The organism is Bacteroidales bacterium, assembly GCA_014860585.1.
Lineage (GTDB): Bacteria > Bacteroidota > Bacteroidia > Bacteroidales > 4484-276 > RZYY01.
In genome coordinates, this window is record JACZJL010000184.1 from 1 (window position 1) to 14740 (window position 14740).

Consider the following 14740-nt stretch of genomic DNA (forward strand, 5'->3'; position numbering starts at 1 on the left):
AGCGGCTACAAGCCCGGACTTTACATCATAAGGCTGGAAATTGGAGGGGAGATTGTTACGAAGCGGTTGGTGGTGATGTAGAACTTTTAAACCTACAGGTTTTTGGCAGGCAGAGCCTGCAGAAATAGATTCGGCTTAGGCTGGAGCTTAAGCCGAACAAAGGAAAATAAAGCAGCCGGAGTTTTGTCCCCGGCTGCTTTTACTATTTACTGCTATGTGCTAAGTTTTCTCTTCAGGTCTATGTTGATCTGTATTAACTGAAATCCATCGCAGTCCAGCTAAAACCCTGATGAGGTTAGGAATTATCAATGTTGGAAATTTTACTCTTTCTTTTCCCTGATGATGCTGAAGACCCTCTCATCATCTTTTTTCATGAGGTAATGCTCGCGGGCATACTTTTCTTTTACCTCGGGGTCGTTTTTCAGCTGCTCAAGGAAAAGGCTGTCGTTTCGGATTTCGTTGAGGTAAAACTGTTTTTGCTCATTTGCACGTTCCAATTCGTTGCGCAGTTGGATCTGGCGAAAAATGTTGTTTTGATCGAAAAACAACATCCAGATTGCAAAAATTAAAAGAACTATAAAATAGCGATTCCAAAAGATTTTATAGGTAAATTTCATAGCGTTGATCATAAAAGGTTGGTAAAGCAAAAGTAACGTTTTTTGAAAATACAGGTTGAAATATTTTATTTACTTTAGCGCCCTCAATCAATCAATGAAATTGATCAACAAAGAATTATCAATTATTTTTACTCATTAACACAAATTAAAATGGACTCAGGAAAAACTACGCTTTACCGCTTGTTAACAGTTTTGGCTGTGATCTATCTCACCACCGCCAGCCTTTATGCTCAGCAATTCAACTATCCCGATGCCTGGGGAAGAGATGGAATGAACCTTTTAGAACAAAAGAGTTCGAATGTAACCATCAGCTATTCCATCACCGGCTTTTCCATTATCGAAGAAGCAATTAATGGGAAGCAAATGCAGAATATTGTCTTGTCGGGTTCGTTCCTGCCAAATAACGAAGGCATGCCCAATGTACCCGGGATCAGCCGTTACATTGCGATACCCAATGGCGCCGCAGCTGTGCTAAAGGTTACGGACTATCGTACTGAGAAAATTGAGGGTGTTGAACTTGCACCAGCTCCGCGCATTCCTCTTGAAACGGAAGATGGGCTTCATTTTGAAGCGAATGAACAGGTTTATGCAACGGATGCCTTTTATCCGGCCGAACCGATCAAACTATCAGAAATTACAACTATACGTGGGGTAGATGCTGTGATGGTTGGAATTACGCCATTTCAATACAACCCGGTAACAAAAGAATTGATTGTTTATCGCGATATTCAACTTGAGGTGATTTTTGAAGGAGGAGACGGCACATTTGGCCGGGAGCGTTTGCGCAGCCGCTGGTTTGATCCGATTCATCAGGATATTTTCCTCAACAGCGCATCACTTCCGGAGATTGATTACAATGAGCGTCGCAATGAAATGATGGCCAGTAAGGATGCCGGTTGTGAATACCTTATTGTAATTCCAAACAATCCTGAATTTGCCCAATGGGCCGACTCAATCAGGACGTTCAGGCAACAACAGGGAATTCTCACTGATATCGTCACTTTAGCAGAAATTGGCGGAACGACTCCGGCCGCACTGGAGACCTATTTCAACAATGCTTATAATACCTGGGACATTCCTCCGGTAGCTATTTTACTGATGGCAGATTATGGGTCAAATGCCGCCAGCACCATTACTTCGCCGATCTACAACAATTACTGTGTTTCCGACAATATGTTTGCTGATGTGACCGGGAACCACATGCCCGATATGATATTTGCCCGGATCACGGCCAATAATGCTGCCCAATTGCAGGTAATGGTTTCAAAATTCCTGAATTATGAGCGCACTCCTCCTACAAGCGCCAGCTTTTACGACCATCCGATCACTGCTTTAGGCTGGCAAACTGAACGCTGGTTCCAGATATGTTCTGAGACTGTAGGCGGATTCTGGAGAAACCAGGGGAAAACCCCGGTTCGCATCAACGAAATATATTCCGGATCCCCTGGCTCAATCTGGTCAACAGCTACCAATACATCCACAGTTGTCAACTATTTTGGGCCCAATGGCCGCGGATACATTCCTGCAACCCCTTCTGAACTGGGTGGATGGTCCGGCGGAACTGCCACCATGGTAAACAATGCCATCAACCAGGGTGCTTTCATGCTGCAACACCGCGATCACGGCTATGAGCTGGGATGGGGAGAGCCAAACTATTCAAATTCTAGTATCAACGGACTCCATAATACTGACCTTACTTTTGTGTTTTCGATCAATTGTCTGACCGGAAAATACAATTACGGAAATGAATGTTTCACCGAGAAATTTCACCGTTTTACTTATGGCGGACAAAACTCCGGAGCATTAGGCCTGATTGCTGCATCAGAGACTTCTTATTCCTTTGTCAACGATGCTTTTGTCTGGGGGATGTTTGACAATATGTACCCGGAATTTTTACCTGATTACGGAATGCCGGTGGATGAGCGCGGCCTCCTTCCTGCATTTGGTAACGCTGCCGGAAAGTATTTCCTCCAGCAAAGTTCATGGCCTTACAACGTAAACAACAAACAGGTAACCTACCATCTTTTTCACCACCACGGTGATGCCTTTCTGAATGTTTACTCGGAGGTTCCACAGCAACTGACCGTATCTCACGAAAATACAATCGTAGGTGGCGAGACTGCCTTTTACATTACTGCTGATGCCGGATCATTTATTGCACTCACTGTTGATGGCGAAATCATCGGGACAGGTGAAGGAACAGGATCCCCGGTTGCCATTGAAATTATTCCGCAAACAATGGAAGTGACTGTAATGGTCACAATAACCAAGCAAAATTATTATCGTCATACATCAGAGGTTGAGGTGATGACTCTATCCGCTTTTGCAGGCGATGATGCAACGATCTGCGAAGGAGCGACATTTACACCCTCGGCAACTGCTGTTAATTATCAGACGGTGCTTTGGGAAACATCAGGTGACGGTGCATTCAACAATGCGTCTATCCTCTCTCCGGACTATACTCCCGGAACACAGGATTATTTAAATGGATCGGTTGTATTAACGCTGCATGCCACCGCTGACAACAATACAGTGAGCGATGATATGACACTTAGCTTTATACTGATCCCGTTGATGAGCGCTAAACCGGTTGGAGAAACTGAATTTTGCATTGGCACTGCTGAAACTGACTATTCTACCGAAGGTGCTGTTCATGCTGATGATTATGTTTGGTATCTGACACCTGAAGAAGCTGGGATTCTTATGTTTGACAAAACATCTGCTACAGTGAACTGGAATGCCGAATGGTATGGAGTGGCCGGTTTAACAGTAATGGGCGCCAATAGCTGCGGTGAAGGTGAAGTATCTGAAATGCTTATGATCACTGTTACCGGAATGCCGGCTATTCCTGAACAACCTATGGGAGTTGCTGATTTTTGTGTCGGAACATATTCTACTGTTTATCAAACTGCCGCTGCAGCAAATGCAACGAATTACACATGGGAACTTGTTCCCGCAGAAGCAGGTACACTCACTGCTGATGGCCTTGATGCCGAAGTGGTATGGGCAGAAGGTTACACAGGTCAGGCTGCTGTACATGTTATGTCAATGAATTACTGCGGCGAAAGCGTTTACTCTGAAGCGTTAAACATCACAATTAACCCAATGCCTGTAACACCCTCGCAACCAACAGGTGAACAGCAACTTTGTGAGGATAACACCAACACTACTTATCAGATAACGGAAGCAGCAAATGCTGAAGCGTATCAATGGGAACTTGTTCCAGCAGAAGCGGGTACGATCACAGCCGATGGTATTAATGCTGAAGTGCAATGGGCAGAAGGTTTTTCAGGCGAAGCAATGATTCATGTAAAATCGATGAACGAATGTGGCGAAAGTGATTTCTCAGAAGCAATCACAGTTAACATTGCACCAAAACCAGAAGTCGCTCCCGCTATCGAAGGAAAAGTAAAGGTTTGTCTTGGAACAAGCGAAAACTTTTCAGTAGGTGAAATTTTACTTGCCACATCCTGTGAGTGGCTCCTTGAACCCGCAGAGGCCGGAACACTCATCGAAGACGGTACATCCTGCCAGGTGACCTTCGGGGGAACCTGGGTTGGAAATGCCACAATCAAAGTCAGGGGAGCAAACGACTGCGGACATGGCGATTGGTCAGAGGAATTCAGCTTCCTGGTGGAAGACTGCACAGGAATCAGCGAAAAAGAACTGATCTCACTCAAGATCTATCCCAACCCAAGCGATGGTTACTTTACACTCAGTCTCAATGCCCGGGATATTGTGAACATTCGCCTGGTTGATACGAAAGGCAAGCTCGTTTATAATGAAAACGGCGTTAAGATCAATGGCTCGTTCAGCAAGATGATTAATATAAATAACTTATCACAAGGCGTTTATTACCTTTCCATCACCGGAACCGAAATAAACGTTACCGAGAAAATTATCATCCAGAGATAAGCTGGTTTCAGCTAAACAAAAAGGCCTTCCGACACATGCCGGAAGGCCTTTTGCTTTTAGGAGTTTATGTTCTATTTATCCAACAATTTTGCCCATTCCCACCGCTTGCGCTTTTTCCAGTCGCCTTTGTGGTAGGCATAGCTGACTATCAGTGGGAGAACAGAAGTGGCTTCGGCATACACCATTTGTTCATATACCGTATCCACTTTCCCCCAGGAAGCAGCTTCCTTTAGAGTGGAACTGGAGCAGGCGCCGTCACGCGGATCAGCAACGGTAATCTGCACGGCATATTTGTGCATTGGGACGTCTTTACCAAGTATTTCGGCACACACCACAGTGTCCTGGGCAAAGTTCTTGGGAACGCCTCCGCCGATCATAAACAGCCCGCTGGTTCCTGCAGCCATTTTAATTTTTGTCAGTTCGAGAAAATCCTTCACCGAGTCGATCGAAAGATGTTTCTCAGGCCGTTCCCACTGGTGTTTTACCAGTCCGAAGCCAGCACTTGAATCGGAAAAAGCCGGGCAAAAGACAGGCACATTGTGCTCAAAAGCTGTTTGCACGAGCGAGTCTTTTTTCACCGAATGTTTGGTGAGGTAGCGTCCCATTTCCCTGATGAATTCGCGGGAGGAATAAGGTCGGGGCTCAAGGTTGTCGGCAATGGTTTTTGTGGTTTCATCGCAGGCCTGCAGCTCTTCTTCATCAATATAGGTATCATAAATCCTGTCGATATATAGCGAACGCAATTGTTTGTCGTCAATCCACGGAGTACCTTTGTAATGCTTAAACCCCAGTGCCTCAAAGAAGTCCATGTCAACAATGGATGCCCCGGTAGCTACAACGGCATCAATCATGTTGTTTTTGATCATATCCACATATACCTGCATACAGCCGCCGGCACTTGTGCTTCCGGCGAGGGTGAGCCAGATCGTGCAATCGGGGTCGTTGATCATCCGCTGTAAAATGTCTGTGGCCGATGCCGTATCGCGTGAAGTAAAAGACATGTCGCGCATGGCATCAATAATCGGTGTTGAGTCGAACGACTTGATATTGATGTGCTTCACCGTTTCCCTTAAAAGTTTCTTTTTGTCCATGTTATTGAAGTATTTAATTGATTACTTATTGGATTGAAAACAGTAGGCCAGCAGTTTGTAAATCAGCTTGGAAGCGAGGAAATCCGGCGCTTTGTTAATTTTGGTCGGCGCCAGTTCCACGACATCAAAGCCAATTACATTCCTCTTCTGAGTAACCAGCCTGAGCAGGTCGATGACTTCATACCAGAGCATCCCTCCAGGCTCCGGAGTACCAGTTGAAGGCATGATGGATGGATCAAATACGTCAAGGTCGATGGTGATGAAAACATTATCCGTTAGCTGATTTACTACTTTTTGATGCCAGTCGGTACGACCCTGGATGTGCTCGGCCAGAAAAAGTTTGTCTGGCACTGTAAACTGCTTTTCAAGGCTGTCCATACTCCTTATTCCAACCTGCACAAATGGACAAATCTCAGCAACCCGCGACATTACGCAGGCATGGTTGTAGCGACTTCCCTCGTATTCCGGGCGCAGGTCGGTATGCGCATCCAGTTGCAGTACACTCAGATTGTCGAACAAATCAGCATATGCACGCACAAAGCCTGTTGTCACAGAGTGTTCGCCACCAAGACCGACTATGAATTTCCCCTGTTTGAGGTAGTTTAGTGCCTCAGTATGAACGGCATTTACCATGTTTTCGGGTGATGATTTTTCAGTTACCGGTGGAGCCGTAAAAATCCCGGTCTTGTAAACTTCAGAATCCGTTTCGATATCGTAAAGCTCCATATTGGCCGAAGCTTCGAGGATGGCGGGAGGTCCTTTATCGGCGCCTTTGCCCCAGGTGCTGGTTTCGTCGTAAGGTACCGGAAGCACCACTACCCTGGCTTGTTCCAGACCGGTGTACCCGGCGTCCAGCCCGCCATAATTATTGTTATCTGCCATGCTTTTAATAGGTTGATTAATTTTGTTACAAAACTACAAATATTATTTGGGTGTGGCTGTTCCAGGGATAAAATTACCACAATGGCAGTGCATGCAGCATTATACTGGAAAAACTATTTTTCCAGTTTGATCAACTTACCGGTGGCAACGTGATTTCCAGATATTACGCGGTAAAAGTAAACCCCTGGGGATAAAGTCAAGGGCAAATGAATGGAGATCGGTTGAGAATCGGATGTTGTTCCATAGGTTGAAAAATCATGATGAATAAGCTGCCCATTGAGTTCGAAAACAGCGAGTTCGATTCTTTCCGTGGCATCATGCGTAATGTAGAAATGGATAAAATCAGTAAATGGATTTGGCGAAACAGTGACATGTATCCTTTTTTCTTCAGCTTTTTCATGCTCCATGATGGCGACGAAATAATCTTCTAAATCGAAAAACTCGAGAATACCCGTCATCAGCGCTTTACGCTCACTTACTGCGTTTGCATTCCCCAAACTTCCGAACTCAAGAATTGAGCCGATGGTTCGGTAGGTGTCATTTTCGAAAGCAGACATGGTGTAGATTCCATCGCCATTGTCTGCCCGTAACACGGGGAAAGCAGTATTGACGGGCTGGAAATAGCAGGGAAGCAGGTTATAAGCTCCCGTAAAATCAAATGAAAGCCCTTCTGCAAATGATCCTTCAACACCGAAAAGGTGATTGAAAGAAATCCAGTTTGCAACGGTAATTACACTGTTATTAAACTTCGGATGCACGGCAGTCTGGGGATCAATGTACCAGGTGGTAGTTCCCTCCATATAAAGCCGTCCTCCTTTTTCGAGATAGTCTGAAAGTAGTAACCCTTCAGCAGTGGTCAATGCAGTATTGGAATAAAATGTCCCGAGACAAAGCATGATGGCCTTGTAGATTTCGGGTTTTGCAGGCAGTGTGTCACTGTAAATATAAGCCATCCCCAGCTCATCAAGGGTGGATTTGATTACACTGACGGAGTTTTCGTTTTTTGCAAAATTGATCACCATTAATGGATATTGTCCGATGCTCATGTCGAATGACTCAAGAACCTGAGTCCCATTTGCAGTTTCGATGATAAAATAAAACTTAGCCTCATGTGCAATGGGGCAGGCAGCATCCACAGTCACAGAGTAACTGTTTTGACCTGTGGCTCCTGAGAGCAAATTTCCATATGTTAAAGGGGTGGAATTGTTGATGGTAATATAAGGATCTTTACTGTACATGAATCCTGTGACGCCATTGGCGGCCGCATTTCCTTCATTTATCAGCGTGATTTGAACATCAGCAGTTTCTCCCGGGTCCAGACGTTGGTTATCACCGTCAATTACCATATAATCCTGCATATAAAGGATGGGAGCCTGGGTTACAAATGACATTTTCCCTGAACGATCAATTTGATCAGACTGGATTTGCAAATCGACCAGAAAGCCGTATTGGTCAGGGCATTGATTGGAAACAGTCATCTCAAAGGCTTGCTCTACTGAAGTTTGCTGGCCGGGTTGAATGTCGCCAAACAAAGCGGTAGCGGTATGGATTTCAAGGTTCGGATCTTTTGAAACTATGGCCGCCTGCACATTAAAAAATTGTTGAGAAGAAATATTTTTGAGGGTCAGGTTCACTTTTACCAATTCACCGCTTTGAATCACCGGATCCTCTCCTGCAGTGATCGTGTAATCGAAAATCAATCCATCCGAAAGTTGCAGTGTTTTTAATGCTGAAATCTCTTTCTCATCCTTAATTTTGAAAGAAAGATTACAAATGTCTTCACCTGGTTGAGCATTTCCTGACAGCAAACCATTCTCAGACAAACTGAATTCCTGTGGGATCAATTCCGGGATAAGCCGATATGCCGTGAACCGTGGCAGTTTGGATGAATTGGCATTTTCGATGATGGTATGGTCAATATTCAAGCCGGCCGAAACTCCCGAGTACCAGAGAATGTCTTCATCAAGTTCGATGTTGTTAAAAAAATACTCAATGCTGCCATCAGGGTAGAGCGTAACAGCGAATTCGCCATATCCTACGGTATGATCGTGATGCGTCAGCGATTTCTTCCATCTGAAAGCGGCATACGTTTCGTCGCCTTCATACCAGAACCCTTCATCACGCTTTGTACCTGAATAGTATTCCACCGGGTAAAATGAGAATGCAGCAATACTTTTCATTTGCCTGAAAAGCAGGTAACCGTCATTGTAATAGGGCCAGGGATAGATATCCTCGTCGAACATGATGTATCCGTCGCGATGGAGGTAAACTTTACTGAAGGTTTCGCCATAAAATGGAAATTCGAACTCAAGTTCTTGCGAAACATATCGGTAATGCGGGGCTTCCAGTGCGAGTTGTTGCTCATCAATTGCAGGGAATTCCCCGGTGAACATCTGCTGATAGTATGGGGTTTTCAATTCCCACCGGTAATCAGGAGCTCCTCCGGTTGCTGTCATCTGATGCTGGTAATTTTGCCCCGGAAGTATAACCGGTAATTCATCAGTAGTAATGGCTACTTTGTCGAAAGTTGGATTATGAATGACCGAAAGCCGCGTGGTTTTATTGTCAGTGATTGGAACATTCAATTGAGGGCATGCCACCAGGTTGATTCCTGAAGTGTAATCTATGATCGCATAATAAATGATCTCCCCTGAACCTTCATTTTTGGGATCATTTTCAATGACTTCGACAAAGAATTTTCCAAATTGACCTGGCTCAAGATAGCTGAGCAGCGGTGTAATATCAAGCCCGAACTCAATGGTTTTGTACTCCTCCGACTCTCTTCCCCCCTGCATGTACTTGTGTCCGCCCTGGTAGTTGAATACCGGGAAATAAAGATAATGATCAGGTTTAAGTTTGGCTGTATCGGTAGTAACGCCTGCGGCTATCCTGATTTTTTCCCTCGAATCATGCTTGATTACCAACTTCATTGTCAATAAAGGCTCATAAGTTTCTTTCACGTCGAGGATGTTGACCGTACTGTTCCAAATGCCGCCAATGGTGACATCATCTGCCAATACTTTATACATCAGATAGCAGAATCCTGAATCAGCCCAGGTGTTACCATAGGTGTTTGCAAATTTCACCCCACCGATTTCCCAGTCTCTCATATCTACACTTCCATCATTGTTGATGTCGAGGTGATTGGTAAATTGTCCGTCCTCGTTGTAATCATAGCGGATACTGTCATTGTATCCAACAATTGTCATTGCATGTGTGGCGTAGGTCCCGGCAAACTGAACCATTACTTTTTTTCCCTCCTCCGGGCTGCCTGAAGGCAATGATTGATAATTCCACGGGCTCCCGGCATTGAAGTTGGCTATTCCGCCTATTTCAGCCCCTTCGAGATGATTTACCAACCAATGCTTAAGGGTTAACAATCCATCCGGAGTGTTCACCTTTATCTGTTTCACCCCACTTATCCGGTTTTTCATGGCAGAGTAATACAGGTCGTATCCGGAAATCCAACGCTCGCCGCCATCAATGCTCATGCCCCCGTAGTCATTGACAGTTGGGGTTCCCAGCGTCCTCAGAATTTCAAAACTGTGCATATAGTTCACCCCAAAGTAACCACTGCCCCCATTCATAAAATTATAGACAAAATGTGATGGATATTGGTTAATTGAAGTATCTGAAGGTAGTCCTCTCAGTCGGTTTATTTCGTAAGTAAATCCATAGCCAACTGCGGAAGACTGGCCACAGGATGGTCCTGCCTGGTTGAAAATCGGCCGGAAAAAAGGCTGGTCGGAATTATCATGCCGAAAAGGAAGTTCCTTGTTACGCAAATATTCCGGTAGTGTGGCTTCGGGGAGGTTGGAAAGCCAGATGGAGTCGGTGCTGGAAATATGGAAATTGTCATTATTACCTGTAAGAACTTGAGTTTGGGCGGACAAAATCGCGAAGTGTGGTAAAAAAAGCAGCAGTATAAATATTCGTATCATCGATAGAAATTTGGATATTAAACGTTAGAAAGCGTTTTTTGGTGAGCAGTTAGATGTAAAAATCGTTCAAAAGTACATTTATTGCCCGTTGGGATGATTGTTATTTAACAATTTTTGATTCGATGTATCATTGAGGATCATTTCCTGATTTTTCCCACAATTGCAATAAAAACTCTTTTCGGATTGTTAAAGAGGCAAATAATGGTAAAACTCAAATCACATTTCAAACACCAATGAAGGCAGAATTAACACAGGATAATAAATTGGTAACCAATGATGATTCTGCCTCTGGAAATCTTTCTACCGATGATCAGCTTGAAGTTTATGGCGCGCGGATGCATAATCTGCAAAACATTGATGTCAAAATTCCCCGCAACAAGTTGGTAGTGATCACCGGCCTTAGCGGGAGCGGGAAGTCATCGCTTGCTTTTGATACGATTTATGCTGAAGGCCAACGGCGCTACATGGAAACATTCTCGGCTTATGCCCGCCAGTTTATTGGCAGTATGGAGCGTCCCGATGTGGACAAAATTGACGGTCTCAGCCCGGTGATTTCCATTGAGCAGAAAACCGTGAACAAAAATCCCCGCTCTACAGTTGGCACCATCACTGAGGTGTACGATTTTCTCAGGTTGCTGTTTGCGCGGATTGGAGAAGCTTATTCCTACAATACCGGCGAAAAGATGGTCCGTTATACCGAAAAGCAAATCATCGAACTTATTCTTCAACATTATTCCGGCCTTCCGGTGAATGTCCTGGCGCCTCTGGTCAAAGCGCGAAAAGGGCATTACCGCGAGTTGTTTGAACAAATCCGAAAACAGGGTTACCTGAAAGTCAGGATTGACGGAAAAATTGTGGATATAAACTTCGGGATGAAAGTAGACCGTTATAAAACCCATGATATAGAGGTAGTTGTTGACAGGCTGGTGATTGAAGAGGACATTCATGACAGGTTGGCAAAATCGGTGCAGATGGCCATGAAACATGGCAAAGGAGTGATGATGATCCATGACCCGAAATCCGAACACGTAAGGCACTTCAGCCGGTTACTGATGTGCCCGACCACCGGGCTATCATATGACGAACCGGAGCCCAACACTTTTTCCTTCAATTCTCCTTATGGCGCCTGCCCGCACTGTAACGGGCTTGGCGAAGTTTCGCAAATCGACCTGAAACGGGTGATCCCTGATGATAAGCTCAGTATAAAAAAGGGTGGGATTGTTCCTTTGGGCGAATACAAAAACAATTGGATTTTTCGTCAGATCGAAGCAATCGGGCATAAATACGGTTTCGATCTTGATATGCCGATTGGTGAAATTCCGGAAAAAGGCCTCACGACTATCCTTTATGGCTCCGACGAAATCGTTCATGTAAAAAATGAATACTTAGGCATTACTTCAAATTATTCATTGAATTTTGATGGGATCATCAGTTTTATTCTCAGCCAGGATTTCGAGACAAGCAGTAAGTCGGTGCAAAAGTGGATTTCAGGTTTTATGAACCGCATTCCATGCCCGGAGTGTCATGGCGCAAGGCTAAAAAGGGAATCGCTGCAATTCAGAATTTTGGATAAAAACATTGCAGAATTGGCGGAAATGGACCTGTTTCTGCTGCGTGACTGGATTGATGCTCTTCCTGCCAAAGTGAGTGAACGCACACTCCGCATTGCTACCGAAATCACCCGCGAAATCAGTTCACGTATCAGGTTTTTACTTGAAGTCGGGCTGGATTACATCACCCTGAACCGACCTTCAAGAACCCTTTCCGGCGGCGAGTCACAACGAATACGCCTGGCCACACAAATCGGATCACAACTTACAGGAGTACTTTACATTCTCGACGAACCCAGTATCGGCCTGCATCAGCGCGATAACCAACGATTGATAACTGCATTAAAGGAACTGCGTGATATTGGAAACTCAGTCATTGTTGTGGAACATGACAGGGACATGATTATGTCGTCGGATTATATTTTAGATATCGGGCCGGGAGCAGGCATCAAAGGCGGATTTATCGTAGGACAAGGCGCACCCGGCAATATGCTGAATTGTCATAGCATAACCTGTGAATACCTGAGCGGCAAAAAAGAAATTTCAATCCCCGGTCTGAGAAGGGCAGGCAACGGAAAGATCCTTCAACTCACCGGCGCTCAGGGTAACAACCTGAAAAATGTGACACTGACTTTACCACTTGGGAAATTCATCTGTATTACGGGTGTTTCCGGCAGCGGAAAGTCAAGTCTGATCAACGAAACGCTGTACCCGATTCTCAGCGCTCATTTTTATCATTCTGATAAGAAGCCGCTTCCGTTTGAGTCAATTACGGGCATGGAAAACATAGACAAAGTGATTGAAATTGACCAGTCGCCAATTGGCCGTACACCCCGTTCAAACCCCGCAACTTATACCAAAGTTTTCGATGAAATCCGGAAACTGTTTGGTTCATTGCCCGAATCGCAAATCAGAGGCTACAAGCCCGGACGTTTTTCGTTTAATGTTAAGGGCGGACGTTGCGAAACCTGCAGTGGCGCCGGTATCCGTCTGATTGAGATGAACTTCCTGCCCGATGTTCAGGTGCCATGCGAAACCTGCCAGGGAAAGCGCTATAACCGCGAAACCCTCGAAGTGCGTTTCAAAGGCAAATCCATCAACGATGTGCTCAATATGACCATCAACCAGGCCGTTGAATTTTTTGAGCATCATCCTTCAATCATTCAGAAAATAAGAACACTGAAAGATGTTGGGCTGGGTTACATCACCCTTGGACAGCAATCTACAACGCTTTCGGGGGGAGAAGCACAACGTGTGAAACTGGCAGCCGAACTCTCCAAACGCGACACCGGGAAAACCATTTATATCCTTGATGAACCCACTACAGGTCTGCATTTTGAGGATGTGAAGGTGTTGCTCGAAGTGCTGAATAAATTGGTGGATAAAGGGAATACAATCCTGGTGATTGAGCACAATATGGATGTGATTAAAGTTGCAGATCATATCATTGATCTTGGCCCCGAAGGAGGAATTCGTGGTGGCGAAATTGTTTGTGTTGGAACTCCCGAAGAAGTGAGCCAGAATGAACAATCTTTCACAGCCGATTTTCTTAGAATTGAACTTACTCATCAAAGAGAAGCTATCTTTGCCGGGAAAAACTGATAAAAATTCAAATATGATGATGTTAAACGAAAACGTAGAACATTTGCGGAATAAAGACGGGGAAAGTATCCATGACTCATTTCAGCAAAAAAGCTGGAACGAAATTAAGATCAACGACTCATGGATGGTTTTTAAAGTAATGTCAGAAATGGTTGACGGTTTTGAAACCCTTGCACGAATTGGTCCTTGTGTTTCAATCTTTGGATCGGCAAGGGTTAAGGACAGCCATCCTCATTACCGCCTGGCGGAGGAAACGGCCTACCTTCTTACAAAAAAAGGTTTTGGAATCGTTACCGGTGGTGGTCCAGGGATAATGGAAGCAGCCAACAAAGGGGCTCATTTTGCCGGAGGGAAATCTGTTGGCCTCAATATTGTCCTGCCCCATGAACAAAGATCAAACCCTTTTATTGACAATGATAAACTGATTAATTTCGACTACTTCTTTGTGCGCAAAGTGATGTTCATGAAGTATTCGCAGGGTTATATCGTATTACCCGGAGGTTTTGGCACTTTGGACGAAATGTTTGAAGCCATAACCCTGATCCAGACCCACAAAATGGTAAGGTTCCCTATTGTGTTGGTTAACAAGAAATACTGGAGCGGATTGATAGAGTGGGTTAAAGAACAACTGCTTGAAGAAGCCATGATCAGCCCCGAAGACCTGCACCTTTTCAGACTGGTAGATACTGCAGAAGAAGCTGTTGATCATATAGTTAAGTATTATGAAAAGTTCAAGATCAAACCAAACTTCTGATTTTTCAGAAATTTTTTTCAAAAACTTTTGGTGGTAAAAAATTAGATACTATTTTTGCACTCCCAAATTAACTGCGGAAGTAGCTCAGTTGGTAGAGCATAACCTTGCCAAGGTTAGGGTCGCGGGTCCGAGTCCCGTCTTCCGCTCCAAACCCCGATCCCGGGATGCTTCGGGTTCGGGGTTTTAAGTTTCATTTTTTCAAAGTGTCAACGCCCGGGTGGTGGAATTGGTAGACACGAAGGACTTAAAATCCTTTGGCCATTGCGGCCGTGCGGGTTCAATTCCCGCTCCGGGTACGAAAAAAGCCTTGTAAATATTTAATTTGCAAGGTTTTTTTTAGAAGTTTCAAAATTCATCTTCACACTCCTTATCTACATCTATACCTGGC

At 44.7% G+C, this 14740-nt stretch carries 7 protein-coding genes and 2 tRNA genes; 5 read left to right on the top strand and 4 right to left on the bottom strand.

Translation table 11 applies throughout. The annotated features are described in order from the left end of the window. Positions 1-320: 320 nt before the first annotated feature. On the bottom strand, positions 321-647 hold the full coding sequence (locus IH598_17485; protein MBE0640311.1) for a septum formation initiator family protein: 327 nt from the start codon (positions 645-647) through the stop codon (positions 321-323). 120 nt (positions 648-767) lie between these two features. Between IH598_17485 and IH598_17490 the strand changes: the two genes are divergently transcribed. Continuing rightward, positions 768-4532 (top strand): T9SS type A sorting domain-containing protein, encoded by a 3765-nt coding sequence (locus IH598_17490; protein MBE0640312.1) that lies wholly within the window; start codon positions 768-770, stop codon positions 4530-4532. 71 nt (positions 4533-4603) lie between these two features. On the opposite strand, the gene IH598_17495 is transcribed toward IH598_17490, so the two are convergent. The 3 genes from IH598_17495 to IH598_17505 form a co-directional block, all read right to left on the bottom strand. Then, positions 4604-5623, bottom strand: a complete 1020-nt coding sequence (locus tag IH598_17495) for a deoxyhypusine synthase (GenBank protein MBE0640313.1) — start codon at positions 5621-5623, stop codon at positions 4604-4606. 21 nt (positions 5624-5644) lie between these two features. Continuing rightward, the gene (speB, locus tag IH598_17500) at positions 5645-6505 is read right to left on the bottom strand and encodes an agmatinase (protein MBE0640314.1); all 861 of its coding nucleotides are present in this window, start codon (positions 6503-6505) and stop codon (positions 5645-5647) included. A 113-nt stretch (positions 6506-6618) separates the two neighbouring features. Then, positions 6619-10446 carry a T9SS type A sorting domain-containing protein gene (locus IH598_17505; protein ID MBE0640315.1) on the bottom strand — a complete coding sequence of 1276 codons (3828 nt, stop codon included), beginning with the start codon at positions 10444-10446 and terminating at the stop codon, positions 6619-6621. A 233-nt stretch (positions 10447-10679) separates the two neighbouring features. Here IH598_17505 and uvrA point away from each other — a divergent pair, with 233 nt between their 5' ends. From uvrA to IH598_17525, 4 genes are all read left to right on the top strand, one after another. Then, positions 10680-13598: an excinuclease ABC subunit UvrA gene (uvrA, locus tag IH598_17510; GenBank protein MBE0640316.1), complete on the top strand. Its 2919-nt coding sequence runs from the start codon at positions 10680-10682 to the stop codon at positions 13596-13598. Between the two features lie 16 nt (positions 13599-13614). After that, positions 13615-14352 carry a TIGR00730 family Rossman fold protein gene (locus IH598_17515; protein ID MBE0640317.1) on the top strand — a complete coding sequence of 246 codons (738 nt, stop codon included), beginning with the start codon at positions 13615-13617 and terminating at the stop codon, positions 14350-14352. 73 nt (positions 14353-14425) lie between these two features. Then, a tRNA-Gly gene (locus IH598_17520) sits at positions 14426-14501 on the top strand. A gap of 62 nt (positions 14502-14563) precedes the next feature. Beyond that, positions 14564-14648: transfer RNA gene (locus IH598_17525), tRNA-Leu, on the top strand. Positions 14649-14740 lie beyond the last annotated feature (92 nt).

Excerpts from the sequence above, each read along its gene's own strand:
- IH598_17490 (MBE0640312.1), top strand. The coding sequence starts at position 768 with ATGGACTCAGGAAAAACTACGCTTTACCGCTTGTTAACAGTTTTGGCT.
- IH598_17505 (MBE0640315.1), bottom strand. The coding sequence starts at position 10,446 with ATGATACGAATATTTATACTGCTGCTTTTTTTACCACACTTCGCGATT.
- IH598_17515 (MBE0640317.1), top strand. The coding sequence starts at position 13,615 with ATGATGTTAAACGAAAACGTAGAACATTTGCGGAATAAAGACGGGGAA.
- IH598_17495 (MBE0640313.1), bottom strand. The coding sequence starts at position 5,623 with ATGGACAAAAAGAAACTTTTAAGGGAAACGGTGAAGCACATCAATATC.
- uvrA (MBE0640316.1), top strand. The coding sequence starts at position 10,680 with ATGAAGGCAGAATTAACACAGGATAATAAATTGGTAACCAATGATGAT.
- speB (MBE0640314.1), bottom strand. The coding sequence starts at position 6,505 with ATGGCAGATAACAATAATTATGGCGGGCTGGACGCCGGGTACACCGGT.